This is a genomic window from Gordonia sp. NPDC003424 (assembly GCF_053588655.1).
Window position 1 is genome coordinate 111,634 of sequence record NZ_JBSFQJ010000009.1, and the last position, 26,868, is coordinate 138,501.

Sequence of the window (26,868 nt, forward strand, 5' to 3'; positions counted from 1 at the left end):
GTATTGAGCATATTCACCGCTAGTGAGCAAATGCTCACGACGTCGAGACGAGAGGTTTCATCATGGTGACCAAACCGACCGCGACCAGTCCCGACACCGGGCACGATCTGCGGCTCCTGGTGCGTGCCGCGACGATGTACCACCTCGAAGGGCTCACCCAGGCCGAGATCGCCGGGCGGCTCGGGGTGTCACGGCCCACCGCGGGACGGTTGATCGCACGAGCGCGTGCCCAAGGTCTGGTTCAGGTCACGGTGACCGCGCCCGGCCACCTCAGTTCGTCGATCCACACCGACGTCGAGCAGGCCACCGAGGACGCATTCGGACTCAGCGAGGTGCTGGTCATCGACGAGACCGCCGACGGGTCACCGTCGGGCAACGCGGCACTCGGCCGTGCCGGCGCGTCCGTACTGGCCCGTCGCGTGCAACCCACCGACATCGTCGGTTTCACCTGGGGCCCCGAACAAGTGGCGGTCGCCGACGCGATGCCCGGCAACGCCTCCTGCCAGCAGGTGGTGCAGATGGACGGTTCGATGACCTCTGTCGAGTACCACACCGGGGTCGATCATGCCCTGTCCCGTCTCTCCGAGCGGCTGCACGCCCGGCCGATGCGCCTGGTGGCGCCGCTCTACGCGGACCCGGAGACCGTGGCCGCCCTCGAGCGTGATTCGATTCTCTCCCAGGCGCTCTCGGCGGCGCGAGCGGCAAACGTCATGCTCTTCGGTGTCGGTTCGGTCTCCACCTCCACCACCCTGTTCGAGGGTGCCTACATCGACGCCGTGGTCCTCGACGAACTCGAGGACCTCGGTGCGGTCGGTGAGATCGGGGGCCGCTTCTACGACGCCGACGGGAAGTCGGTGGCCTCGAGTCTCGTCGACCGCACCGTCTCGGTGCCGCTCGACGCCGTCCGCGCCTGTCCCACGAGCATTCTCGTCTCCGGTGGAGAACATCGCCGGGACTCCATCCTCGGCGCTCTGCGCGGCGGCTACGCGACCATCCTCGTGACCGACGTGGCGACCGCGCAATGGCTTGTCGCCCAACAGAAAGGTACAGACTGATGTCCCCTGAGCACTCCATGCGCTCACGGATCAGACGATTGTCGGGACGCACCCGACGCATGCGTGCATCGCTGGCCGTCGGTGCCGCACTGACACTGGTCCTGGCCGGCTGTTCGGGAGCCGGTTCCCTCACCGGCGGCGGTGGCGATTCGGTCACCATCGCGATGGTGTCCAACTCCCAGATGACCGACGCGGTGAAACTGTCCGGCCAGTTCGAGCAGCAGAACCCCGGGATCAAGCTCAAGTTCGTCACCCTGTCGGAAAACCAGGCACGGGCCAAGATCACCGCGTCGGTGGCCACCGGCGGCGGCGAGTTCGACGTGGTGATGATCAGCAACTACGAGACGCCGATGTGGGCCGAGAACGGATGGCTGGTCAATCTCTCGCCGTACATGTCCGCGGACGCGTCCTACGATGCCGACGACTTCATCCCGACGCTGAAAGATGCACTCTCGTACAAGGGTTCGATGTATTCCGCTCCGTTCTACGGAGAGTCGTCGTTCCTCATGTACAACAAGAAGATGTTCGCCGACGCAGGGGTGTCCCTGCCGGCCGAGCCGACCTGGCCCCAGGTGGCCGAGGCGGCGGCGAAGCTCAACCGCGGCGACACCTACGGAATCTGCCTGCGCGGCAAGCCGGGATGGGGCGAGGTGCTCGCACCGCTCGACACGGTGATCAATGCCTTCGGCGGACGATGGTACGACGAGAACTGGAATGCCCAGCTCACCAGCCCCGAAGTGAAGGCCGCGGTGAACTTCTACGTCGACACCGTCCGCCGCTACGGCGAACCGGGCGCCGCGTCGTCGGGCTTCCAGGAATGCGGAAACCTGATGTCGCAGGGGCAGACCGCGATGTGGTACGACGCGACGTCGGCCGTGTCGGTCCTGGAGAGCCCCGACACCTCCACCATCGCCGGTGACGTCGGATATCTGCCTGCGCCGAGTATGGCCAAGGGCGACAACGGCTGGCTCTACACGTGGTCGCTGGGGATCCCCACCAGCAGCCACAAGCGCGACGAGGCATGGAAGTTCATCGACTGGATGACCAACCGCGACTACATCGCCCACGTCGCGAAAACACTTGGTGCCACACATGTTCCGCCCGGCAGCCGGCTCTCGACCTATCAGCTGCCCGAGTACCAGGCGATCGCCAAGCCGTTCGCCGAGCCGACGTTGTCCGCGATGAAGGCGGCGAACCAGCTCGAACCCACACTGCAGCCGGTGCCCTACACCGGAGTCCAGTTCCTGGCGATTCCCGAGTTCCAGGATCTCGGAACCCGCGTCAGCCAACAGATCTCGGCAGCCATCGCCGGACAGATCAGTGTCGATCAGGCACTTGCCCAGAGCCAGAAATACGCCGAGACCGTCGGCAAGACATACCGAAACGAGAGGTGAGGCACGTGGCCACCGCACTTGTCGAACCGGGCGCCGGGCCGGCGCCCGAAGGACCATCGCTGAGCTCGCGACGCGACCACATCACGCGAGCCGAAGCCTGGCGGCGTCGGGGACCGCTGTTGCCGGCGCTGGTCTTCATGATCGTCGTCACGCAGATCCCGTTCCTGTTCACGCTGTTCTACTCCACGCAGTCGTGGAACCTGGTCCGGCCCGGATCGCGAGAGTTCGTCGGGCTCAACAACTACATCGCCGTCTTCACCGACCTGCAGTTCTGGCACGTCACGCTCAACACCGTGCTGCTGATCGGCGGGACGGTAGTCGCGTCGGTCATCCTCGGGCTGATCTTCGCGCTGCTGCTCGACCGCAAGTTCGTCGGCCGCGGCGTGGTTCGCACCCTGCTGATCACCCCGTTCCTCGTCACGCCGGTGGCGGCGGCGCTGCTCTGGAAGACCAGCCTGCTCTCCCCGACCAACGGCCTGGTCAACTGGGCGCTGAGTCCGCTGGGCATCCACACCGACTGGCTCAGTCAGTACCCGCTGTGCAGTGTCATCGCCGAATTGGTCTGGCAGTGGACACCTTTCATGATGCTGCTGATCCTGGCCGGACTGCAGTCGATGCCGCACGACATCCAGGAGGCCGCGCGGGTCGACGGCGCCACCAGCTTTCGGTTGTTCCGCGAACTGACCCTGCCCCATCTGCGGCGGTTCATCGAACTCGGCACCGTGCTGGGAGCCATCTACCTGGTCAACACGTTCGACGCCGTCTACATGATGACCTCCGGCGGGCCGGGCGTCGCGAGCTCGAACCTGCCGTTCTACATCTATCAGCGCGCCTTCCTCGGATTCGACATCGGGCAGGCGGCCGCGATGGGCGTGGTCACGGTGGTCGGCACCATCGTCGTCGCATCACTGGCACTGCGCCTGATCTTCAAGAGCTTCAGCGGAACCGAGGAGGCAGCCTGATGACCACCACCCTGAACCGACCACCCACCTCGCACACGCCGGCACCGCCGGTCGACGTCCATCGTCACCGCGACCCGAAGCAGACCCTGCTCACGGTGATCACCTGGATTCTGGCGCTGGGCTTCTTCTTTCCCGTGCTGTGGATGGTGCTGACCGCGTTCAAGAAGGAGAGCCAGGCGGCGACCGACCCGCCCACGTTCATCTTCACGCCGACGCTCGAGCAGTTCCGCACGGTGTTCGAGTCGGGCATCGGTACCCCGCTGCTCAATTCGCTGTTCTCGACCATCGTGTCGACCATTCTGGTTCTGGCACTGGGTGTTCCGGCCGCGTTCGCGTTGTCGCTACGTCCCGTCCGCAAGACCCAGGACGCGCTGTTCTTCTTCATCAGCACCAAGATGCTGCCGATCGTCGCGGCGATCATCCCGCTGTATGTGATCGTCGGCCGGCTCGGCATGCTCGACAACATCTGGACGCTCATCATCCTGTACACCGCGATGAACCTGCCGATCGCGGTGTGGATGATGCGGTCGTTCTTCCTCGAGGTCCCCGGAGAACTCCTGGAGGCCGCGAGCATCGACGGCGCCAGCCTGTGGACCTCGGTCCGGGAGGTGATCCTGCCGCTCATCTCGCCGGGCATCGCGGCCACCGCGCTCATCTGCGTCATCTTCTCGTGGAACGAGTTCTTCTTCGCCGTCACCATGACGGCGGTCAATGCCCAGACCATGCCGGTCTTCCTGACCGGGTTCATGTCCGGCGAAGGTCTGTACTGGGCGCAACTGTCGGCGGCGTCGGTGCTCGCCGCACTCCCGGTCGTGATCTGCGGCTGGATCGCCCAGAACAAACTGGTCCGCGGTCTGTCGTTCGGCGCCATCAAGTAGCAGCGATCAAATAGCTCGTCCACCAACCACTTCCCCCTCAGATTCCAGGAGAACATCCCATGGCATCCATCACCTACGACAACGCCTGCTGCGTCTATCCCGGCGCGGAGAAACTCGCCGTCGACCGGCTGAACCTCGACATCGAGGACGGCGAGTTCGTCGTCCTGGTCGGCCCGTCCGGCTCGGGCAAATCCACCGCACTGCGCATGCTGGCCGGTCTGGAGGAGATCGACTCGGGCCAGATCCGCATCGGCGGGGCGAACATGGTCGGCGTCGCCCCCAAGGACCGCGACATCGCCATGGTGTTCCAGAACTACGCCCTCTACCCGAACAAGACCGTCGGCGAGAACATGGGGTTCGCGCTCAAGATGCGGGGTGTCTCGGCCGAGGAACGCAAGCAGAAGGTGGCCGAGGCGGCCCGCCTGCTCGACCTGACCGACTATCTCGACCGTAAGCCTGCGAAGCTGTCCGGAGGCCAGCGCCAGCGTGTCGCCATGGGGCGCGCGATCGTGCGGGAACCGCAGGTGTTCTGCATGGACGAGCCGCTCTCGAACCTCGACGCGAAGTTGCGCGTGCAGACCCGCACCGAGATCGCCGCACTGCAGCGTCGCCTCGGGACGACGACGGTGTACGTCACCCACGATCAGGTGGAGGCGATGACGATGGGCGATCGGGTCGCGGTGTTGCGCAACGGTGTGCTGCAGCAGTTCTCGTCGCCGACGGAACTGTACGACCGTCCCATCAATGCGTTCGTCGCCGGATTCATCGGATCGCCCGCCATGAATCTGTTCACCGCGCCCGTTCACGACGACTCGATCGCGGTCGCCGGCGCCACGGTGGATCTCGACGCCGAGACCTCCGCCGCGCTGCGCCGCTCCGGACTCGACACCGTGATCGTCGGCATCCGCCCGGAACATCTGGCCCTCGGAGACGACACCCACGGCATCAACGCCGAGGTCGCCCTGCTCGAGGAGCTGGGCAGCGAGACCTATGTGTACGCCAAGGTCGACGACCCGTCGATCACCACCCTCGACGGCGATCCGGTCATGCTGGTCGCGCGATCGTCTCAGCGGGCGCCCGCCAAGCTCGGAGAAGGTCTTCGCCTGCGGCAGGCCGACAGCGCGGTTCATCTGTTCGACCCCGGCACGGGTGATCGTCTCAACTGATGTGGCGTGCGGTGGGCCGGGGCGACTGCTGGTACTCTGTGCGGGCTGACGACCCGTAGGAGCACTCGGTGGATTCTGAGAGCAGTACCCCCGCAACCGATACCGCCACCGAGCGCACCGAGGAGGCACCGCGGCCCAGTTGGTGGCGCCGTCATCTCCAGCGCTACTCCTTCGCGGGCATGGTCATGGCCCTGGTCTTTCTCTGGCTGTCCATGACGCCGTCGCTCCTGCCCCGCGACGCCCTGTTCCAGGGTCTGGTGAGCGGCGCGTCCGCCGCGATCGGATACTGCCTCGGCGTCTTCCTCGCCTGGCTCGCACGATTCATGATCTCGCGCGACCGACGGTGGCCGAGCGCGGCCCGCGAGTACTGGCTGACCATGGCCGGAGTCGCGGTGGTCGGCACCGTGCTGATGCTGATCTGGTTCTCGATGTGGCAGAACGACATCCGCGACATCATGGGCGTCGACCATCTCGGCTGGCATGCATACCCGACGATCGCGATCGTCGCCGTGATCGTGTTCCTTCTGCTGATGACCCTCGGACAGCTGTTCGCGTCGGCCGTCCGGTGGGCGATCCGTCAGCTCAACCGCATTGCACCACCACGGGTCTCGGCGGTGGTCGGTGCCGCGCTGGTCGTGATTCTGACGGTGTTCCTGCTCAACGGTGTGATCGTCTCGAATGTGATGGACGCGCTGAACTCGAGTTTCGCGGCGGCCAACAACGAGACCAAGGCCGACAACTCTCCGCCCACCTCCGAGCTGCGCTCGGGTGGACCGGGATCGCTGGTGACCTGGGATTCACTCGGACGCGAGGGGCGCGTCTTCGTCTCGCGCGGCCCCGACGTCGGCGCGCTCACGCTGTTCAACGGGACGCCGGCCACCGAACCGATTCGCGTCTACGCCGGACTCGATTCGGCCGACACCATCCGCGAGACCGCCGATCTCGCCGCCCAGGAACTCGAGCGCACCGGTGGTCTGAAACGCAAGGTGGTCGTCGTGGGATCGTCGACCGGCAGCGGCTGGGTGAACAAGGCGACCGTCGATTCGCTGGAGTACATGTACAACGGCGACATCGCCACGGTGAGCATGCAGTACTCCTATCTCCCGAGCTGGATCTCGTTCCTGGTCGACAAGGAACGGGCCCGGCAGGCCGGTCAGGCGTTGTTCGAGGCGGTCGACGAGCGTGTCCGGGCGATCCCGGAAGCGGAGCGGCCCAAGCTGGTCGTGTTCGGCGAGAGTCTGGGGTCCTTTGCCGGCGAGGCGGCATTCGGCACCATCCAGACCGTGTCCGCGCGCACCGACGGGGCGCTGTTCAGCGGCCCCACCTTCAACAACACGCTGTGGAACGACACCACACGCAACCGGGACGCGGGCAGCCCGCAGTGGCAGCCCATCTACGACAACGGCCAACACGTCCGGTTCATCGCCGACCAGGAAGACCTGGCGCGGCCCGACGCACCGTGGAAGCAGACGCGTGTCGTCTACCTCCAGCACGCCAGCGATCCGATCACGTGGTGGAGTCCGCGTCTGATCCTGAACGAGCCGGACTGGCTGAAGGAACCGCGCGGTCGCGACGTCCTGTCGTCCACCCACTGGATCCCGTTCGTGACGTTCCTGCAGGTGTCCGCCGACATGGCGGTGTCCACCAGCGTGCCCGACGGACACGGCCACGACTACCTGTCGGCCATCCCGTACGCGTGGGCCCAGATCCTGGAGCCGCCGGGGTGGACCGAGGAGAAGACCAAGGCGCTGCTCCCCCGGCTCACCCGCGACTGATCACCTGCGGGTTCAGACCAGGCCGGTCGCGTCGAACACCCAGCTGGTGTCGGCGGTGGCGAGATCCTCCATCCAGGTGGGTGGCGCACTGTTGACGAGCGTCGGCGAGTCCCAGTAGTCCTTCCACAGCGAGATCTTGCCGCCGACGACCTTGTGCACGCTGACGAACGGCAGGACCGCGACCTCTCCGGTCGGCCATGTCCAGGTCTCGGAGTGTTCGTAGATGACGTCGTCACCGGTCGCGACGAGGGTTCCGTCGTGGTTGGTGTAGGAGGCCAAGGGTTCGAACGCGATCTTTATGCGTTTGACGATATCGACGGGACCGCGCGCGGCGAGCGCCGGTCCGAACGGCACGTCGAGATAGATGCAGTCGTCGGCGAGGAAGGGCGCCATGGCGTCCCAATCCCGTTGCCCGAGGGCCGCCCAGAGCCCTTTCACGATCGTCGCAGCGTCGGTGGTCGCGGATTCGGCGATGTCGGTGCTCATCGCTGATCACCCGACATCGGCGAGATCGCGTTGTGGCAGCGCCGGGGTCGGCGCCGCGAGTTCGGGTCGGACCGCGGGCGCGCGGCCATCGAAGGTGAGGAACTGCCCGGTGCGTTCGGTGCCGACGATGTCGGTGGGTGTGCCGTGGTCGAAGACCTTGCGGCCGCTGACGAATACCGCGACGACGGTGTCGTCGTTGCGGTTGACCATGCGCTGCATGCCGCCGTAGGCCTCGACGGGTGCCTCCGCGTACGCATCGAGTGAGGCGTCGAGCTTCGTGGGGTCGACGAGAATCAGGTCGGCGCGGTCGCCGGGACGCAGGTGCCCGGCGTCGATGCGATACCAGTCGGCGAGTTCCCCGGTCAGCCGGTGGATCGCGGTGGCGGTGTCCAGGAATGGTGTCCCGGCCTGCTCGGCGGAGTGGACGTGCCGCAGCAGGCGGAGCCCGAAGTTGTAGAACGCCATGTTACGCAGATGGGCGCCCGCGTCGGAGAAGCCGATATGGACGCCCGGCTCGGCCGCCAGCTGCTTGAGGACTTCGGGGCGGTGATTGGAGATGGTTGTCCGCCAACGCAGTCGGGTACCGTGCTCGAGGACGAGATCGAGGAATGCGTCCACCGGATGGACCCCGCCGCGGTCGACCCCGACCTGCCCGAACGATTTCCCGATCACCGACGCGTCGGGACACGCGACGATCTCGGCATCGAAGAAATCGCGGTGCCACACGCGGACACCGTATTTCGACTCGTAGTCCTTGCGGAACCGGCGGCGATAGTCCTCGTCGCGCATCAGCTCGTTGCGCGCGATCTCCTCTTTGAGGTGGAGTGCTGCTGCGCCCGAACCGAATTCCTCGAAGATCACCAGATCGATGCCGTCGGCATAGACCTCGAACGGGACGGGCAGGTGTTGCCACCGGAAGTCCCCGCCGAGCCGATTGACCAGTGCGGCAAGCGGTCCCAGGATCTTGATCGCGTACGGGTTGGCCTTGATGTCGGCGGCCGACAGAAGGCTCGTCCGCAGCTGCGGGCGCAGGAAGCCGACCGAGGTGAACGCCTGGGAGCCGACGTTGAGCGGATTCTGAATGTCCGGCCCGGACTGCAGGATGCGGCCGGTCTTGCGCAGAATGGACTTCAGGCGACGGAGTTCCCGGGGCTTCGCATATGTCGACGGCAGCGTGCGGGATCGACAGGTGTCGCCGTCGAGTTTGTCGAAAAGCAGTTGTTGCGAGGACATCCCGACGAATCCGGCGTCTATCGCCTCGCGCAGCCAGCGTTCCATCTGCGCCATCTCGGACGCCTTGGGCCGCACCGATTTCCGGGTCGCCCGGTCGAGTCCCATGACGGCGGTACGCATGTCGGAGTGACCGATGAACGCGGCGATGTTGGGGCCGAGGGCACGGGATTCGAGCGCCTCGATGTATTCGGCGGGTGTCGACCATGTCTTCTGCGCGTCCACGGTGGCTATCACGTGTTCGCGCGGAATCGCCTCGACCCGGCCGAACAGATCCCCGGCGTCGGTGCCGTCGACATGAATCGTGGACAGGGAGCAGGACCCGACCAGAACGGTGGTGACGCCGTGCCGCAACGACTCCGACAGCGACGGTTGCGCGAGGACCTCGATGTCGTAATGGGTGTGCACGTCGACCATGCCGGGCATCAACCAGAGACCGTCGGCGTCGATGACCTCGGGACAATCCGGGTCGTCGAGCCCGGTGGCGGAGACCGTGGCCACGTGGCCGTCGCGGAGACCGACGGTGCGAACCCGCCCCGGCGCCCCCGTCCCGTCGAACCACAGCGCGTTGCGAATGATTGTGTCGTAGGTCACCGGATCATTAGAGACGGGCGCTGCGACCTGTGTCAACGATTCAGTAGACATTTCGTGAAATATGTATACCCGGGTGTGGTTGCTTGCCGTGCGTGGACGCCCGGGCGGGGATGGATACTGAAGCGACGACCGAACCCGGAGGTTCTCCCATGACCGACGACGACCGCGCGCCGCGGTTCTGCTACTACACCGCGACCACGCTCGACGGCTACCTGGCCGATGACCACGATTCACTCGACTGGCTGCTGAGCCAACCGATCGACGAGGACGGCCCGATGAACTACACCGCGTTCATCGCCGATATCGGAGCGCTGGCCATGGGCGCCACCACCTATCGATGGGTGCTCGATCACGAAGTGGAGCAGGGGAATCCGTGGCCGTACGAGATTCCGTGCTTCGTCTTCACCCACCGCGACCCCGCGCCGGTGGCCGACTCCGTCGAGATGGTGTCGGGGCCGCCGGCCGAGATGCGCGCGAGGTTGCTCGAGGCCGCGGGCGGCAAGGACGTGTGGGTGGTGGGTGGCGGCGACCTCGCCGCGCAGTTCGCGGAAGCCGGGATGCTCGACGAGATCGTCGTGAACATCGCTCCGGTCACGCTGGGGTCGGGACGGCCACTGTTTCCTCGACGGTTCGACCTCGAGTTACTGGAGGTGGATCGCAACAGCGCGTTCGTGTGTGCCCGCTATGCGGTGTCCGGGCCGCGGGCACAAGGGTGAGTCAAGGGAATCCTCACCGGCAGAAGAACACTCACCCGCGAGTCAGCTCAGACAGCTGGTCGGTGACGGCGCTCTCGAACGACTCGGCATCCACTCCGGCTCCGGTCAGGATCTCGCCGACCTCCACGTCGGCGAACAGTGCGATCAGCAGATGCTCCGTCCCGACGTAGTTGTGGCCCAGACGCACCGCCGACTGCACGGTCTGTTCCAGGACCGTCTTGGCGGCGTCGTCGTACGGCACCATCGCCGCCGGGGCAATTCGCCTCCGATCATCGGCGACCTGCGAAAGCTGTTGTGCCACGACATCTATGTCGGCACCGCACGAGCGCAGCACCGACACCCCGAACGACTTGTCCTCGCCCAGAACACCTCGCGCCAACAGGGCGGGCGTCACATACTCGAAAGCGTCGGCCACGGCCAGGTTGTGGGCGGTCACCACGGCATTGCGCGCCCGAGGTGTGAAGCGGGCGAACGGGTTCGACGCCGACTCGGCGGGCGCGGCGGGCGCCTGTCCGACGAAGCGTTTCTGCGCCGCCTGTTTGCTGACGCCCATGCTCGACCCGATCGCCGTCCACGACGCTCCGGCGCGACGGGCCTGGTCGACGAAATGCCCGATGAGAGCGTCGGCGAGGTCACCGAGATGCTCGCCGGCGACCACGGCGTCCGAGAGCTGCTCGAGCGGGTCGGAGTGCACCTTCCGGATGCCATCGATGAGGTCGTCGATGCGGACGTTGACGAGTTTCGTGCGTTCTTCGGACATGCGTCAACAGTAGGTTGACGAATGTCCGCCGTCAACCATAGGTTGACGGCGGTATGCCGCTTCCGATGTCCTGACCGACCGGTAACCTCATGCAGATGAGCGACCAACAGTGGACAGCGTTCGAGGTCTCCATCTCCGACCACGTCGCGGAGGTGACCCTCGTCGGACCGGGTAAGGGCAACGCGATGGGCCCGGATTTCTGGCGGGAACTGCCCGAGATCTTTGCCCAACTCGACCGCGACGACGACGTGCGGGCCATCGTGCTCGCGGGCGCCGGCCCGAACTTCTCGTACGGTCTCGACCTCGCGGCGATGGGCGGTGAGTTGGGACCGGTGCTCGGTGAGAACGCAAAAGCGCGTCCCCGCACCACTTTCCACGACACCATCCGCCACATGCAGGCGTCGATCACCGCCGTCGCGGACTGCCGCAAACCGGTGGTCGCGGCCATCGCCGGCTGGTGCATCGGCGGCGGCGTCGATCTGATCAGTGCGGCCGACATCCGCTACGCGAGCGCCGACGCCAAGTTCAGCGTGCGCGAGGTGAAGGTCGCGATGGTCGCCGACGTCGGCAGCTTCGCGCGCCTGCCCGCGATCATCGGCGACGGCCATCTGCGCGAACTCGCTCTGACCGGCAAGGACATCGGCGCCGATCATGCCGCGCGCATCGGGCTGGTCAACGATGTGCTGCCGGATCGGGACGCGGTGCTGGCCGCAGCGCGCGCGACCGCCGGCGAGATCGCCGCCAATCCCCCTCTGGTCGTGCAGGGCGTCAAGTCGGTGCTGGACCACACGCGGACGAGCGCGGTGCAGGACAGTCTGCGGTATGTCGCCGCCTGGAATGCCGCGTTCCTGCCGAGCGAGGATCTCACCGAGGCCATCAGCGCCGTCTTCGAGAAGCGTCCGCCCGAGTTCCGCGGGGCCTGACCTGCGCGTCAGGCCGCGACGGGCGAGAGCCGGAAGACGGGGATCGTGCGATCGGTGCGCGTGACGTAAAGGTCGAAGTTCGGCCAGACCGACCGCAGCTGTTCCCAGGCCGCCGCCCGGTCGTCGCCGTCGAGTTCCCGGGCGGTCATCGACGCGGTTCGACCGTGCCTGCCGACCTCGGCTGCGCCCGCAGCACGGAGATTGTGCACCCATTGCGGCGTGTCGGGGCCGCCGAAGTACGAGCCGGCGATCAGCCAGTCGTCGTCGACGGGAACGGCGAGCAGCCGGGTGCTGCGGATGATGCCACTGCGCCGGCCGGCGACCCGCAGGGTGATGTTGGGTAGCCCCGCGATGTCGAGCAACCCGACGCGCTGCCCCGTCGCGCGCTGAACCAGGTTGTCGCAGTAGACGATCTGCGGGAGCAATCGCGGCATCCAACTGATCGAGCCGATCTTGACGGCCAACGGTGTGAGTACGCCCATGACCCCAAGTCTGTCAGCCCCGGCACACCGGTTCTGCCACCACCACACCGGAGACCGATCCGCAACCCCGGTATCCACAGGTCCACGCGCCTGTGGACGCAGCCGGCCTCGACTGGCCGGATCGGGGTGACGATCGGTGCATGACACCAGATAACACCCCGATTCCCGCCATCGAGACCGCGTCCGAGCCGATCGAGTGCGCTCAGGACCTACGCCAGCGCTGGCGTGCGTTGATGGGACGCCTGGGCTTCAGCGAGTCGCTGTTGTGGTTCGCGTTCGTCGACACCGACCGGAGGATCGTCCCGGCGCTGAATCAACTGCCGCTTCCGCCGGAACCCGACGGCGCACTCACCGACATCCTGATGACCCGGTTGCACGAGACGATCAGCGACGTTCCGGGACTCACGGTCGCGTTCCTGATCACCCGCCCGGGACGCGACGGTCTGTCCGAGGACGACTGTGCCTGGGCGCGGCTGCTGACCGATCAGGCCCGACGTCACCGCGTGCCGATCCACCCCGTCCACCGCGCCAACGACGTCGAGCTGATCGCGCTGACCATGGCGGCGGACGCCGCCGCGTGAGTTCCCCACCGGCCGCGGCGAACACGGCTGTTGGCGACGACCAAACGACGGGGGTAGCTTGACTGGCAGGTGACCGCCGGGAGGGACGGCGTGCGTGTCTCGGGAGGTCGGAGTTGGTCGAGGAGCGACGCATTCTCGTCGACGGCGGACAGTCCGGAACACGTCTGCGACTCGTCGGCCCGGGGTCGGCCGGCGACCATGACGGCCCGCCCGTGTACACCGACCGGCCCGTGGTCGGGCAGATCGCCGACGCGGTGAGCATGCTCGCCGAATCGCTCGGCATCACGGTCGATGCCGTGGCGGCCGGGGTCTCGGGCCTCACCCCCGAAGCGTCACGACCGGACGAATTGCTCAGCGCGCTCGAGCATCTCGGTGTTCGGCAGGTCGCGTTGGCACACGATTCGGTGACCGCCTACCTGGCGGCCAACGGCGTTGAACTCGGTGCGGTGACCGCTGTCGGCACGGGGGTGGTCACCCTGGGGGTCGGCCCGGCGGGGACGGCGCGCGTCGACGGATGGGGGCATCTGGTGGGTGATGCGGGCAGCGGGTACTGGATCGGACGTGCCGGGCTCGATGCCGCCCTGCGGGCATTCGACGGGCGCGGACCGGAGACCCGTCTGTACGCCGCGGCGGTGGAGATGTTCGGACCGCTCCCCGAGTTGTACATGGTGCTGCAGGGCGATCCCGATCGGGTGACCCGGACCGCCGCGTTCGCGCCTGTCGTGGACTCCGCCGCGCGTGACGGCGATGTCGTTGCGCGCGACATCAACGACCACGCCGCCGCCGAACTCGCCACCTCGGTGGCCGCGGCACTCGATCGAAGTGGACAGTCCGATTCTGCGGCCCGTGTGAGTTGGCTGGGAAATGTGCTGAGCGGCAACGACCAGATCCGTCGGCGGTTCGTCGAACTCGTCACGGCCCGGCATCCACGGTGCCGTGTGGGGCCGCCGTACGGTGAACCGCTCGACGGGGTGGCGTTGCTGCTGGACCTGCCGTCGTCGCATCCGCTGGCCGGTCAGGTGCGCCGCGCGTGAGGGTCAGCGCGGGGTGAACACCGGGGTTGACGTACCCAGGTCGACCTGGCCACTGACGAAATCGGTGTCGGTGGCGGTGTTCGTGCTGCCGTAGGTCGGGACGAAGGTCGCCGACCATTGCACGGTCCCGTAGATCGTGACCTTGCTGGAGTCCTCGTAGTCGAGGCGATAGTCGAGGTTCGACAGATCGGTGGGCTTCGTCCAGCGCACCGAACCGGGAGTCGCCGGATAGATGATCGACTGCCCACAGCCGGGGCGGTCCGTCGACGCGCGTGGCTGGGTCGAACCCGCACAGTTGTCGAAGTAGGCGTTCATCGCGTCGCTGACCGCGGCCTTCCCCTTGTCGCTGAGTCCGACATCCAGGCTCACGTACGCCGACGAGGTGGGTCCGAGGGGAAAGTCCTTGGCCTGCTTGTCGGTGACTTCGACGTTCGCGTTCTTCGATCCCCAGACCAGCGGCCCGGGGAACACGTACACCTTGGTCTCCTTGCCGATGTCGGTGCCGAACAGCGTGGGATCCGGAGCCCGCAGGTTCTCCACATCGACGGCGATGGCGCCGTTGTCGATCACCCAACTGCCATCGGATTTCTTCACGGTGAAGTCGACGTCGGCGTTGCGATCGCCGAACACGTAGGTGGCCTTGACGGTCGCGTACTCGCCGAGGTTGTTGTCGGGCTCGCGGACATTGATCCCGGTGATCTTCGCGATGTTCTGCTGCTGCTTGAGCACCCCGTCGGTGAGGAACGTCGCCGACGCCGGCGTGCGGATCACCGACAGCGCCTTCTTCGCGTCGCCCGCCGCGAGTCCGTCCAGATACGTCTGCACGGCCGCCTGCGGTGAACCGCCCGGCCCCTTGTCGCGGGTCGTCACGACGATCAGGATGACGACCAGCGCCAGCACGAGAACGGCGGCGACGCCGGTCAACCAGAGGAAGAGCTTGCGGCGGTTCTTCTGCGGGGCCGGCGGGTACCGGCCCTGGCCCCAGGCGTTTTGCGGGGCGTACCCGGGGGGTGGGTATCCCGCCTGCGCATAGTTCTGCTGACCGTATGTCTGGGGGTCATAACCCTGCCCGGGTCCCTGCTGCCCGTAACCCCCGGGGCCGTACCCGTAGGGCGGATATCCGGCAGGCGCGTAACCCTGGCCGTCACCATTTCCGGATGGCGCGACCTCGGTGGGCGAATACGGGTCACCTGGCCGGCCGCCACCGTAGGGTGCCGACCCGTACGCGGCGTTCGGGTCCACACCGTAGCCCGGTTGTCCGGACTGCGGCTGGCCGGCTGCCCCGGCACCCTCGGTGGGGTCGTACGGGTTGCCAGGCTGACCTGGATTGTTCGGGTGACTCACGGCTGCCTTTCTCCACCACCTGCGCTCGGATCGGACTCACCCTAGTCGACCCGGCACGCCCACCCGGAGTTTGCCGGGCGCGATGTCCCCCGATCAGACGACGGCTGCCGTCACCCCTCGGAGACGCCCAACGCCGTGGTCAGGGTGCCGGCCAGGATCTTGGCGAAATCGGCCGGATCACTGAGCTCGCCGCCCTCGGCGATCACCGCCATCCCGTAGAGCAACTTGGCGGTCGGCACCAGGGCCTTGTGGTCGTCGGACGCCCCGAACGCGGTCTTCAGTTCCGAGATCAGTGGGTGATCCGCGTTCAGTTCGAGTGCCCGCTTGGTTTTCGGCACCGGCTGTCCGGACGCCCGATAGAGCTTCTCCAACTGCGGCGACATCGAGAAGGTGTCGCCCACCAGGCACGCGGCCGACTCGGTGAGGCGCGAGGACAGGCGCGCCTCGGACACGTCGTCGCCGAGGGTGTCGCCGAGCCAGCCGAGCAGCCCGGCGAAGTCCTCGGCCTGCTTGGCCTTGTCGGCCTTCGCCTCTTCCGCGTCGGCATCGTCGTCGAACTCGTCGAGGTCGACGGTGCCCTTGGCGATCGACGTGAACGACTTCCCCTCGAACTCCACACCGCTCGACACCCACATCTCGTCGACCGGGTCGGTCAGCAGCAGGATCTCGATGCCCTTGGCGCGGAAGGCCTCCATGTGCGGAGAGTTCTCGACCTGCTGCCGGGACTCACCGGTCATGTAGTAGATGGTGTCCTGCCCGGAGCGCATCCGGCCGATGTAGTCGGTGAGCGTCGTGAGGTCCTCGGCGGAATCGGTCGATTCGAACGACGACGCCTTCAGCAGCGCTTCGCGGTTGTCGAGGTCGTTGACCAGACCTTCCTTCCAGACACGACCGAAGTTCTCCCAGAAGGTGCGGTAATCGTCGGGGCGGTTGGCCGCGAGGTCGCTCACCGTGGAGATGACCTTCTTGGTGAGGCGACGACGGATCGCGCGGATCTGTCGATCCTGCTGCAGGATCTCACGTGAGACGTTCAGCGACAGGTCGGCGGCATCGACGACACCCTTGACGAAGCGCAGGTACTCGGGCATCAGCTCTTCGCAGTCGTCCATGATGAACACGCGCTTCACGTACAGGTGGATGCCCGAGGTGTGTTCGCGCATGAACAGGTCGAAGGGTGCCTGCGAAGGGATGAACAGCAGCGCCTGGTATTCGAAGGTGCCCTCTGCCTTGAGGGTGATGACCTCGAGCGGGTCGTCCCAGGCGTGGCTGACGTGACGGTAGAAGTCCTTGTACTCCTCCTCCGACACCTCGTCAGACGACTTGGCCCACAGGGCTTTCTGCGAGTTGATGGTCTCGGTGACGACCTCGGTGGTCGGCTCGGCGTCCTCGTCGGCGTCGTCGGCGGGCGGAACGGTCTTCTCGACGTCCATCCGGATCGGCCAGCCGATGAAGTCGGAGTAGCGCTTGACCAGCTGCCGCAGCTTGGTCGGATCGGCGTAGTCGTAGAGGTGGTCGTCGGTGTCGACGGGCTTGAGGGTCAGGGTGACCGCGGTGCCCTGCGGGGCGTCGTCGACGTCGTCGATGGTGTAGGTGCCGTCACCGGTGGATTCCCAGCGCGTGCCGGTGGACTCGCCGGCCCGTCGGGTGACCAGCGTGACGGTGTCGGCGACCATGAACGTCGAGTAGAAGCCGATACCGAACTGACCGATGAGTTCCTCGGATGCGGCGGCGTCCTTCGCCTCGGCCAGTTTCCGGCGCAGCTCCGCGGTGCCCGATCGCGCGAGGGTGCCGATCAGACCGATGACGTCGTCGCGCGACATGCCGATGCCGTTGTCGGCGACGGTCAGGGTGCGCTTGTCGGCGTCGGGATCGAGGGTGATGTGCAGATCGCCGGCGTCCACCTCGAGGTCCTTGTCGCGCAGCGACTCGATCCGCAGTTTGTCCAGCGCGTCCGACGAGTTGGAGATCAACTCGCGAAGAAAACTGTCCTTGTTGGAGTACACCGAGTGCACCATGAGATCCAGCAGTTGCCGGGTCTCCGCCTGGAACTCGTGTACTTCGGGTTGTCCGCTCATCATCGACCTCCGTCACCTGCACGCCTGCAGCCAATGCCGGTGCCGCAGTCTACCGACGCCGCTGGCGCTACCCTGAGGTGGGTCGCCCGCCAGGAGAAGAAGCATCGCAGAGAAAGCAAAGGTGGCAGTGTCTGCTCCCCGTCTGCTGTTCGTGCACGCTCATCCCGACGACGAGTCGTTGTGGACCGGCGGAACCATCGCCCGCCACACCTCGCGCGGCGGCGACGCCGATCTCGTCATGTGCACGTGGGCGGAAGGCACGTGGCGCCAACGGGAACTCGTGGATGCCGCGCGCGAACTCGGTCTGCCGCGCCCGCCGATCATGCTGGGGTACGCCGACGAGAACGTCCCGGATTCGGCGCCGCACGCTCCGCGGTTCTGCGCGGTTCCGTTCGACGAGCCGGTTCACACGCTGGCCGAGTACATCCGGCAGCTCCGGCCGGACGCGATCGTCACCTACGACGCACTCGGCATCTACGGCCACCCCGATCACATCCACGCGCATCGCCTCGCCACCGTGGCCGCCGACGCCGCGGCCAATCGCCGGCTCTACCACTCGTCCGGCGATGCGTGGCAGGTGAAGTCGATCTATTTCGTCACGATTCCGGAGTGGATGGTGGAGGATGTGATGTCCGACATCATGGCCGGCACTCCGCGCCGTTATCTGCCGGGCACCCCCGATGAGGAGATCGACCTCGTGCTCGACGTGACGCAGTGGCGGGACCGGAAGGCCGCGGCGATCGCCGCGCACAAGACCGAGGTGAAGCGCAGCAAGACGATGCGCGCGCTGATGGCACTGCCCGCGGACCGTCGGGCGCGGTTGTTCGGCGTGGAATGCTACCTGCGGCGCGACCTGGTGCCGGGCGGCGTGGATCTCGGCTGACGGCGCTCAGAGCACTCGGATCGGGGACCGCAATCCACTCGCCCGCTGCACCCGACGGTGCACCGCGGCGCGCAGCACGTCGGGATCGCCGACGATCTGCACGCGCTTCTTGGCCCGGGTGATCGCGGTGTACAGCAGCTCGCGAGTGAGCAGCTCCGACCCTTCGGGTGGCAGGACGACGGTGACCGCATCGAACTGACTGCCCTGACTGCGGTGAATCGTCATGGCGTACAACGGGATCACGTCTCCCAACCGACTCGGGTGCAGTGCGGTGAGCGTCGAGCCGCGACGGAACACCACCCGCAGGCCGTCGCCGCGTGTCCCCGACGCATCGCGATCGGTGACCACGACCCCGCAGTCACCGTTGAACGTGCCGAGTTGCCGGTCGTTGGCCGTCACCAGCAGCGGCTGGCCGGGATAGCGGGTCACCGAATCCAGCACGGCCGCACGAGGTCCCGGCAGTTCGGCGAGCCATTCGACGACGCGGCGCGACCAGCCGGCCACGCCCCACATCCCCTCGCGGTGCGCGCACAGCACGCGGTGTGCGTTGAGCGCGTCGAGTGCGCGATCCTGGTCACCCGAGCGGGCGGCGTCGCGCAACTCGGCGCCCCAGGGCTCGACGAGGTCGCGGACCGCGTCGAGTGAGTCGGGTGCGATGAGCGTGACGTCGGAGTCCGGGCCGGACACCAGGTCGACGACGGCGTCCGCGTCACCCCGGTTGATCGCCTGCGCGACCCGGGAAATGGCGCCGCCGAAACGGAATTCGCGGCGCAGGATGACCACCGGAGGTGCCGGCTGCGCCTGGGCACGTTCGACGAGGTCGGCGAGCACCGCCCCGGCGTCGACCGACGCCAACTGGTGCGGGTCGCCGACCAGGACGAGACGGGTGTCCGGGCGCAGCGCTTCGAGCAACTTGCTCATCGCGGTCATCGAGAGCATCGACGTCTCGTCGACGACGACCACGTCGTAGGGCAACTTGTTGGTCGGCCCGAACTTCGGTTGGCTGCCGGGATACCACTTGAGCAGCGTGTGCACGGTCACCGCGTGGATGTCGGGCGGCGCGGCGGGATCGGCGGAGACCGCGGCCTGCAGTTGGGCGGCGGCGCGGCCGGTGGGCGCGCACAGGCCGATCCGGGCGCCGCCCCCGGCGAGTCGGTCGAGGACCGTGAGAATCCTTGCGACTGTGTAGGTTTTGCCGGTGCCGGGACCGCCGGCCACGACCACCGTCCAGTTGGTCGCGGCCATCGTCGCCGCACGGCGTTGCAGATCTTCGTCCGCGTCCCCGGTGGCGCCGAAGACCTCGTCGATGACCGCTGCGACGGCGTGGTCGTCGGCGGAGGGTCGGGTGCGCGCCCGCCGGTCGAGGGCGTCGCGGACCACCTCCTCCTGTTGGTGATACTTGCGGAGGTAAACCAGTGGGCCGTCGGCCGATTCGGCCATGACCAGGGGACGCAGCGGCCCGTTCTCACTCCCCCGGACGAGCACGCTGGCCGACAGGGCGTCGGCGATGACGTCAGCGGCGGGCACCAGCCCGTCGGTGTCGGCGGGGCCGGTGGCCAACGCGTCGACCATCTCCGGAACCCGGTGCAGCGCAAGGCAGGTGGACCCCATCCGGACTGCGCGGATGGCCAGCGCGGCCCCCACCTGCGCCTCGTCCTCGACGTGGGCGCCGACCAGTCGCATCAACCGGCGGGTGATCGCGACGTCGGTGTCGGCGAGGATCCCGCCGTCGCGGAGTCGGCTCAATCGGTCGGCCGGGTCTTCTGCTCGGATCACGACTGCCCTCCCGCCAACAGGTCCGACAGTTCGGTGACCAGCGTCGGCGGCACCGGCCAGGTGAACACACCGCACCCCGGCGCTGTGTCGGGTCCGACCATGCCGCGGACGAAGTGATACTGCACCGGTCCGAGATGATCCTCGGCCCGGTAGCCGGGTACCCGCCACCGGAGATAGCGATGCAGCGCAACCGAATACAGCAGCGCCTGCAACGGGTAGTGGGCACCGATCATCTCGCCCGCCATCGCATCCGCCGAGAAATCCTCGGCCACCAGATCGCCGGGCCGGATGCGGTTGGTCTTGTAGTCGACGATGACGAACCGGCCGTCGCCGGTCCGCAGGACGGAATCGATACTGCCGGTGAGGAATCCACGCAGCCGCGGGCCGGAGAGCGCACGGAGGACCTCCGCGTACGGCCGCAGTGCATCGGTGGCGGGCAGATGCGTCTCCATCAGGTCGGCCATCGCGGCGAGGACGATGCCGTCGTCGCCGGATCCTCCCAACGGTAGTTCGAAATCGAGTTCGGCCAGTCGGTCGCCCGGCGCCACGCCCCACAGGTCGCCGAAGCCGAGCGGTGTCGTGAGGACGGCGATCAGCGCCCGGGTGAGGACCTCGGTGTCGAGGTCGGCCATTCGGCGCGCGGCCGATCGCGCGCAGAGGTCGCGGACGTGGGTGTCGATGTCGGGTTGCGCGGTGTCGACGTACTCGAGGACCTCGTGGACCAGGGTGCCGAACGCGGCGCCGTACGGCAGGCCGTTCATCGGCGAAGGTGTGCCGGGCACAACGGTATCTCCCGGCGCCCGGACGAGCTCACCACCGACGGTGGGGTCGGGCTCATCTGCCGGTTCGTCGTCGACGGCGGAAAGGTCGGGCTCGCTTCCGGTTTCGACGACGGCATGGACGTGTCCGGCGTTGGCGATGATCGCCGAGTAGGAGGTGCGCCGCCAGGTCTGGTCGATGACGGCGGTGAAGGTCGCGGCGCTCAGCGGCTGATCGGCGGCGTCGCCGGCGCCACCGTCCCAGTGCTGCTCGGGATCTCGGCCCGCCGGTTCGACGGTGATGGACGGGTGGCCGTCGGCCAGTTGTCGCAGTACCGCGACACAGCGGTGGTCGTCGGGGATGTCGGCCGTGTCGGGGACCGTCGGCGATCCCGGTGGACGTGCGAAGATCAGCCGGTGCAACGGTGAGCGGGGCGTGCGTATCGCCGGTGCCCACCAGATCACGACCTGGGATCGGGCCCGGGTGAGTGCGACGTAGAGCAACCGCAGATCCTCACCGGCCTCCTCGGCACGGCGGGCGGCCAGACGGTCGGTTCGTCCCGGCGACTCCCCTCCCACATCGAGATACCGGACGCCGTCGTCGTCGTGGAAGACGAAGGTGTCGGGGTCGTCCATCCCGACGACGTCCCAGCCGAAGGGCACGTACACGATGGGGAATTGCAGTCCCTTGCTGGCGTGCACGGTCATGATCTGGACGGCGGCGGTGTCGCGGTCGAGGCGGCGGGTCTGGGACTCGTGCCGGGTGCGGCGGGAGGTGTCGCTGATGCGCTCGGAGAGCCACTCGGCCAATGCCGCGAGACCGCATCCGGTCTCGACCACATGCCGATTGCACAGCGACGAGATCTGCAGGGTGTCGGTGAGCCGGCGTTCCCCGCCCTCGGTGGAGAGAATGCGTGCCGCGACATCGTTTTCGGCCAGCAGACGCTGGGCGAGGGCGGCGAATCCGCCCTGATCGAACACCCGGCCCAGGCGCGCGAGATCGGCGGCCAGACCGGCGATCTCGGCGTCGTCGGCCTCGGCCACCCGGCTCGGCGGCCACCCGACGAGCGGTGTCAACGACGCCATGGTGACCCGGCGCGTCTGAGCGGGTTGCTCGATCGCCTTGATCACGCTCAGCCACTCCCGGGCCGCCGGCGTGTCGAAGACGTCGCCACCGGCACCGACGACGGATGCGACACCGAGCCGGCGCAGTGCGGCCTGGATCGGTCCGCAGGTCGCGTTGGTGCGGACGAGGACCGCGATGTCGCCGGGTTCGACCGGCCGAAGACCCGCACCCGTGTCGATCTCCGCGTCCGAGGCGAGCAACCGGGCGATGTCGCCGGCCACGTCGGCCGACACCTTCTCCCGGACGTCGGCGACCGGGGGCAGACCGTTGGCGTTGGTGACCGTGAAGTCCCCGCGGACGAACGCGCGCAACCGCAACGGAGCGGTGCCCACCAGCCTGGCCGACGGATGCGCGGACTCCACCTGGTGGACGACGATGTCGGGATGGCCCAGGCTCGCTCCCCCGTAGATCCGGTAGAGCGCGTCGACGAGGGGTTTGTCGGAGCGCCAGTTGGTGTCGAGCGCGCGCAGGGCGTCGGCCGAGCGGACGGCCTGCAGGTAGCTGAGCACCTCGGCGCCACGGAACGCGTAGATCGCCTGTTTGGGGTCACCGACGAGAACGAGAGCTCGGTGCCCGTGAAAACAGCGGCGCACGATCGTCCACTGCTGCGGATCGGTGTCCTGGAACTCGTCGACGAGCACGACGTCGAAGGCCGACCGGATGCGCTCGCAGGCGTCCTCGCCGATCGCCGGATCGGTGACGATGCGATACAGGATCGCCTGGAGATCGTCGTAGGTGCGCAAGCGCGCCAACCGCTTCCGCCGCTCGGTCTCGTGTCGGACACGCGTGCAGAATGCGACCCGCCACTGTGCCACGTCACGAGCGCCGCCCTCGTCGATCACCGGCGAGAGGACCGCAGCGGACTGCGCGACGGCTTCCTTGGCGAGTGTCACCGCCTCGTCGAGGCTGAACGGCGGTTGCTCGGCACGGCCGGCGAATCCCGCGAGGTAGATGTCGGTGGCGGCCTCCTCGACGAGATCGTTGACGTCCTCGACGATCTGGTGGGTCAACTCCCGTTCGCCGAGGAAGCCGAGCGCTTCGAGCATGCGGTTGCAGAACGTGTGTGTCGTCGCGATGGTCGACGCGTCGAAGTCCGACAGTGCCCGGGCGAGATTGTCTCGCCGAGCACGGATTTCGTCGTCGGTGCCGCGGCGCAGCAACGTGATGAGCTCGTCGTCGGGATCGTGATCGGCCTGCGGATTGTCCAGTGCGGCGACCAGTTCGGCGACACGGACCCGTGTGCGTTCACGGAGTTCGGCCGTGGCCGACCGGCTGAAGGTGACCAGCAGCAGCCGGGAGATCGGGACACCGTCGGCGATGTGGCGGGCCGCGAGACCCACGATGGCAAAGGTCTTGCCGGTGCCGGCACTGGCCTCAAGGACGGTGGTCCCCTCCGGCAGTCGATCTCGAATATCGAAGGGCTGCAGGCTGATCGGTACCGGGTGTGCCGAGGACCCGGCGCTTGGACGTCGGCGGCTCATGACATCGTCTCGTTCGCGAGGAGCGGTTCCCAGATGGCCCGGGCGAGACCGCAGAAGAGATGATCGCCGGCCGCGCCGGGCAGGTCGACGCCGCCGAACGGCCCGTCCGGCACGGTGGGTGCGAGGATCTCGTCGAACTCGACGGACGCCGCGACGTCGCCGCCGTAGACCAGGCGCAGGTGTGCGTCGGTCTTTGCGGGCCCGAATCGGCCGGAGAAGGCCTTGCGCGCGACGGCGATTCCGGATGTGTGTCGCCCTCCGCTGCCGCACGCACGGACGTAATCGGCGGCGGGATCGATCGGCACCGGCAGCGGGCACCGCAGGCCGGCGTCCCGTAACCGGGTGAGGTCGAACAGGACCGACAGTGGGTCCGCCGGGACAGCGAGCGCCGACCGGGCGACCCGCGTGCCGGGCCCCCGTCCGATCACCACACTCGACGTGACAGCCGGGTCGCCGGCCTGCCGGGCGGCCGTGAGCGCCAGCAGTTTGACCCAGGCCGTGAGCCGCTGCTTGGCCTGCACCCGTGAGTACGTCGCGGTGATCACCGTGCCCTCGTAGATGTCCCCGACCGATCCGTGGATCTGTCGTCCGTCGGGCAGGTCGACGACGAGGTCGTGACTGGCCGCCTCGCCGGCGCGTTCCGCGTCGGCTGCGACGAAGATCTTCGCCACGACGTCGGTGATGCCGTCGAGTTCCCGTTTTCCGAACTGGAAGGGCGGCAGCGTTCCTCGTCGCTGCTCGGCGGCGCGGCAGGTGTCCAGGTCACGGCCGGCCAGCATCTCCGACAGGAAGCGATCCCCGATTCCCCAGCGGTCCAGGCCACCCAGGGTGACGTCGAGTTGATCGTCGAGCGGTTCGTCGTCATCGGCCACCGCTGCGCCGAGACGCTGCTTCACGAATCCGGCCGCCGGGTTGACGAGAAATGCGATCAGGTCGGCCAGCTCGATGTCGCCGTGGGGCGGCGCCGGCACCTCGATGTCGGCGATCCGCTGTTCGCGCACCCGGGCGGGATTCCGCAAAGCCTCTGCGCCCGAAAGCAATTCGGTATCGAAGCTGAACGGTCCGGGGATACCCGACACCGCATCGGCCTCGAAGTTACGGGCGTCGAAACCGTGCAGGGTGTGTCGACGGACGACGTCGGCGCCACCGCTGAGCGTGCCCAGCGTATCGATCAGCTCACCGACGACCACGGCGGGCGGGACGCGGTTTCCGGTGATGGGGTCGGCGCCGGTGTAGAAGACGATCAGGTTCTCGGTGGCCGATGTGATCGCGTCCAGAAACAGTTGCCGGTCCTCGTCGCGCGGATTGCGTTCGCCGATCAGTGGTGCCCGGCCCAGCACGTCGTCACCGTCGCTGCGCTGCACCCGCGGGAAGACGTCATCGTCCACGCCGAGGAGGACGATCACCCGATGCGGGACCGACCGCATCGGCACCATCGAGCAGACCGTGAGCTCGCCGGTGCGGAAATTCGCGCGGGTCGGGCGACCGGCGATGACCGCGGACAGGAGGTCGCGGACGTCGGGGGGACCGAGTAATAGATCGGCATCCGGGCCATCCCCGGGGTCACCCAACGCGTCGGTGATGGTGGTGATCGCCTGTCCCTGCTGCCACGCCTCACCCGGTTCGACGGCGGTGAGGGCATCGACGATCGCGACCAGTCGCGCCGACCACTCGCTTCGGGGTGCGGCCGTGGACAGCTCGGCGAGGATCGTGGTGAGTCGGTCGATGACATCGACGAGCCGCCCGGCGAGGTCGATGTCGGTGGATTCCACGCCGTCGAGCGGCAGCGCCGCGCCGAGCCATTGTCCGTCGCGCTCGTCGGCCACCGCACCCAGCACGATTCGGCCGAGGCCGGCGTCGAAGGTGCCCTGCGGAAATCCGGTCAGTCCGAACCGGGCACGTTGGCGGTCGTCGAGACCCCAGCGGATTCCACTGTGGGACAGCCATTCACGCACGATCTCGAGGTCGTCGTCGGTCATCTCGAATCGGGCCCGGACGGGCGGGCGGCCGAGCAGGTCGACGATCTCGCCGGCCGTGGCGCGCCCCGCCTCGAGATCCACGACCATCGCGATCACGTCGAGAATCGGGTTCACGTGCCGCAGGCCTCGGTCGGCCAGCCGCACACGGAGATCGAACGCGGGATGGCCCAGCCCGGGCTGACCGAAGGCCCCGCGGATCAGTGGTGCGAACGTGTCGACGTCGGGGCACATGATCAGCACGTCGCGCGGCTGCAGCGTCGGGTCGGCGGCGAACAAGTGCAGCAGCCGGTCCCGGAGCACCTCGACCTGCCGGTCGGGTCCGTGGCACGCATGCACCTCGACCGAGGTGTCGACCGCGATCCGCTGCGCCGGCGGCTCGTCGCCTCGGATGCCGGACTGCAGGACCGACAGCATCGTCGCGGGTTCCTTGTCGGATGCCGGGTGGTGTATGTCGTGGTGCGCCAAGGGTTGTAGACGTAACTGCAGTTCCTGCACATCGCGCGAGAGACCTGCCAGCAGCGGATTGGCGATGGCCGGGGTGACGCGCTGGGCCCTCCGGATCGGTTTCTCTTGTCCCGCGCCCGCCCCGGCTGTCAGGCGCGTCCACAGCGCCGGACTGGCGTGCGGGATGAAGACGTGCACGTCGCGATGCTCGGCGAGCGCGGCGAGGACCGCTCGCAAGGACTCGGTGACGCGGGTGGGTCCGAACACGCTGAGCCGTTCGGGCAGATCCGTCGCGTCCGGGTGGGCGCGTAGTCGCCCGCACAGGTCGTCGAGGAGTTCGGCGGGATGTGGTTCGTCGATGATCGGCCGGACCTCCCGCCACACCATCGGCTGCCAGGCGAGGTCGCTGGCGACGGGGAGGCCGGCCCCGTCGGTGTCCCGGCCGGCCGCCCAGTCCACCAGCATCGCCGGGCGCTGCCGTCCGTACGCATCGAACAGACCCGCGATGTGGTGCGCGGCGGCGTAACGCCGTCCTCGGCGATGTTCGGCATCGGGACCGTCGGCACCGAAACCCAGGTGGCGCGCAAGCACGGACAGGGCCGGCCGGTCGATCAGCGCGTCGATCACCTCGAGCACCGGCCACACCATCGCCTCGGGTCGCCACCGGTCACCCAGCCGGCCGTCGGCGGACGGTACGTGGGCGACCGGGTGCCGGGCGTGAACGTCGGCGAGGACGCGGTCGGTGAGGGCCGCGGGCGAGAGGAAGTCGATGTTGGCGGCGATGCCGTCGCCGTGCCCGGAGGTGCCGAGTCGGGTGGCCAGTCGTTGTTGCAGCCAGCGTTCGACTCCGGCGGCCGGGACCGACACGATCTCGGCGACCATCGGGTCCGACAGTGGCGCAGAGAGGATCTCGGCCAGCGCGTCGGCAAGTGTGTCCGTGCGTTCGGCGCGGTGCAGATGCATGTC

General features: G+C 67.6%; 20 protein-coding genes. 11 read left to right on the plus strand and 9 right to left on the minus strand.

The window, feature by feature from the left end; all coding sequences use genetic code 11:
• The first annotated feature begins 62 nt into the window (after window positions 1-62).
• The 6 genes from ACWDTI_RS15230 (at window position 63) to ACWDTI_RS15255 (ending at window position 7,230) form a co-directional block, all read left to right on the plus strand.
• On the plus strand, window positions 63-1,055 hold the full coding sequence (locus tag ACWDTI_RS15230; RefSeq protein ID WP_449738938.1) for a sugar-binding transcriptional regulator: 993 nt from the start codon (window positions 63-65) through the stop codon (window positions 1,053-1,055).
• Window positions 1,056-1,072: 17 nt separating this feature from the next.
• Window positions 1,073-2,449 (plus strand): ABC transporter substrate-binding protein, encoded by a 1,377-nt coding sequence (locus tag ACWDTI_RS15235; protein WP_449739047.1) that lies wholly within the window; start codon window positions 1,073-1,075, stop codon window positions 2,447-2,449.
• A gap of 5 nt (window positions 2,450-2,454) precedes the next feature.
• Window positions 2,455-3,411: a carbohydrate ABC transporter permease gene (locus ACWDTI_RS15240; protein WP_449738939.1), complete on the plus strand. Its 957-nt coding sequence runs from the start codon at window positions 2,455-2,457 to the stop codon at window positions 3,409-3,411.
• On the plus strand, window positions 3,411-4,289 hold the full coding sequence (locus tag ACWDTI_RS15245; RefSeq protein ID WP_449738940.1) for a carbohydrate ABC transporter permease: 879 nt from the start codon (window positions 3,411-3,413) through the stop codon (window positions 4,287-4,289). Before ACWDTI_RS15240 ends, ACWDTI_RS15245 begins: the two co-directional genes overlap by 1 nt.
• A 59-nt stretch (window positions 4,290-4,348) precedes the next feature.
• A complete protein-coding gene (locus ACWDTI_RS15250; protein WP_449738941.1) occupies window positions 4,349-5,455 on the plus strand; it encodes an ABC transporter ATP-binding protein in 1,107 nt (368 codons plus the stop codon).
• A 68-nt stretch (window positions 5,456-5,523) separates the two neighbouring features.
• Entirely contained in the window at window positions 5,524-7,230 is a 1,707-nt protein-coding gene (locus ACWDTI_RS15255; protein ID WP_449738942.1) for an alpha/beta hydrolase, read from the plus strand.
• 12 nt (window positions 7,231-7,242) lie between these two features.
• Here the strand turns inward: ACWDTI_RS15255 and ACWDTI_RS15260 are convergent, their stop codons facing one another.
• Both ACWDTI_RS15260 and ACWDTI_RS15265 read right to left on the minus strand, forming a co-directional pair.
• Window positions 7,243-7,716 (minus strand): nuclear transport factor 2 family protein, encoded by a 474-nt coding sequence (locus ACWDTI_RS15260; protein ID WP_449738943.1) that lies wholly within the window; start codon window positions 7,714-7,716, stop codon window positions 7,243-7,245.
• Between the two features lie 6 nt (window positions 7,717-7,722).
• On the minus strand, window positions 7,723-9,591 hold the full coding sequence (locus tag ACWDTI_RS15265) for an N-acyl-D-amino-acid deacylase family protein (RefSeq protein WP_449738944.1): 1,869 nt from the start codon (window positions 9,589-9,591) through the stop codon (window positions 7,723-7,725).
• A 98-nt stretch (window positions 9,592-9,689) separates the two neighbouring features.
• Between ACWDTI_RS15265 and ACWDTI_RS15270 the strand changes: the two genes are divergently transcribed.
• A complete protein-coding gene (locus ACWDTI_RS15270) occupies window positions 9,690-10,256 on the plus strand; it encodes a dihydrofolate reductase family protein (protein ID WP_449738945.1) in 567 nt (188 codons plus the stop codon).
• 31 nt (window positions 10,257-10,287) lie between these two features.
• On the opposite strand, the gene ACWDTI_RS15275 is transcribed toward ACWDTI_RS15270, so the two are convergent.
• The gene (locus ACWDTI_RS15275) at window positions 10,288-11,016 is read right to left on the minus strand and encodes a Clp protease N-terminal domain-containing protein (protein ID WP_449738946.1); all 729 of its coding nucleotides are present in this window, start codon (window positions 11,014-11,016) and stop codon (window positions 10,288-10,290) included.
• 95 nt (window positions 11,017-11,111) lie between these two features.
• Between ACWDTI_RS15275 and ACWDTI_RS15280 the strand changes: the two genes are divergently transcribed.
• Entirely contained in the window at window positions 11,112-11,939 is an 828-nt protein-coding gene (locus ACWDTI_RS15280; protein ID WP_449738947.1) for a crotonase/enoyl-CoA hydratase family protein, read from the plus strand.
• An 8-nt stretch (window positions 11,940-11,947) separates the two neighbouring features.
• On the opposite strand, the gene ACWDTI_RS15285 is transcribed toward ACWDTI_RS15280, so the two are convergent.
• A complete protein-coding gene (locus tag ACWDTI_RS15285) occupies window positions 11,948-12,421 on the minus strand; it encodes a nitroreductase family deazaflavin-dependent oxidoreductase (RefSeq protein WP_449738948.1) in 474 nt (157 codons plus the stop codon).
• Window positions 12,422-12,561: 140 nt separating this feature from the next.
• On the opposite strand from ACWDTI_RS15285, the gene ACWDTI_RS15290 reads away from it, so the two are divergent.
• Both ACWDTI_RS15290 and ACWDTI_RS15295 read left to right on the plus strand, forming a co-directional pair.
• Window positions 12,562-13,002, plus strand: a complete 441-nt coding sequence (locus ACWDTI_RS15290; protein WP_449738949.1) for a hypothetical protein — start codon at window positions 12,562-12,564, stop codon at window positions 13,000-13,002.
• Window positions 13,003-13,115: 113 nt separating this feature from the next.
• Complete coding sequence (locus tag ACWDTI_RS15295; protein ID WP_449738950.1) at window positions 13,116-14,036, plus strand: N-acetylglucosamine kinase; 921 nt, start codon at window positions 13,116-13,118, stop codon at window positions 14,034-14,036.
• 3 nt (window positions 14,037-14,039) lie between these two features.
• Here the strand turns inward: ACWDTI_RS15295 and ACWDTI_RS15300 are convergent, their stop codons facing one another.
• Window positions 14,040-15,380 carry a hypothetical protein gene (locus ACWDTI_RS15300; protein WP_449738951.1) on the minus strand — a complete coding sequence of 447 codons (1,341 nt, stop codon included), beginning with the start codon at window positions 15,378-15,380 and terminating at the stop codon, window positions 14,040-14,042.
• 110 nt (window positions 15,381-15,490) lie between these two features.
• Entirely contained in the window at window positions 15,491-17,455 is a 1,965-nt protein-coding gene (htpG, locus tag ACWDTI_RS15305; RefSeq protein WP_449738952.1) for a molecular chaperone HtpG, read from the minus strand.
• Between the two features lie 127 nt (window positions 17,456-17,582).
• On the opposite strand from htpG, the gene ACWDTI_RS15310 reads away from it, so the two are divergent.
• Window positions 17,583-18,338 (plus strand): PIG-L family deacetylase, encoded by a 756-nt coding sequence (locus ACWDTI_RS15310; protein ID WP_449738953.1) that lies wholly within the window; start codon window positions 17,583-17,585, stop codon window positions 18,336-18,338.
• Between the two features lie 6 nt (window positions 18,339-18,344).
• On the opposite strand, the gene recD is transcribed toward ACWDTI_RS15310, so the two are convergent.
• From recD to recC, 3 genes are read right to left on the minus strand one after another with little or no spacing between them, the layout of a single operon-like run.
• A complete protein-coding gene (gene recD / locus ACWDTI_RS15315) occupies window positions 18,345-20,114 on the minus strand; it encodes an exodeoxyribonuclease V subunit alpha (protein ID WP_449738954.1) in 1,770 nt (589 codons plus the stop codon).
• Complete coding sequence (locus ACWDTI_RS15320; protein ID WP_449738955.1) at window positions 20,111-23,479, minus strand: UvrD-helicase domain-containing protein; 3,369 nt, start codon at window positions 23,477-23,479, stop codon at window positions 20,111-20,113. Before ACWDTI_RS15320 ends, recD begins: the two co-directional genes overlap by 4 nt.
• The gene (recC, locus tag ACWDTI_RS15325; RefSeq protein ID WP_449738956.1) at window positions 23,476-26,865 is read right to left on the minus strand and encodes an exodeoxyribonuclease V subunit gamma; all 3,390 of its coding nucleotides are present in this window, start codon (window positions 26,863-26,865) and stop codon (window positions 23,476-23,478) included. The genes ACWDTI_RS15320 and recC overlap by 4 nt, the downstream gene beginning before the upstream one ends.
• Window positions 26,866-26,868: the final 3 nt, after the last annotated feature.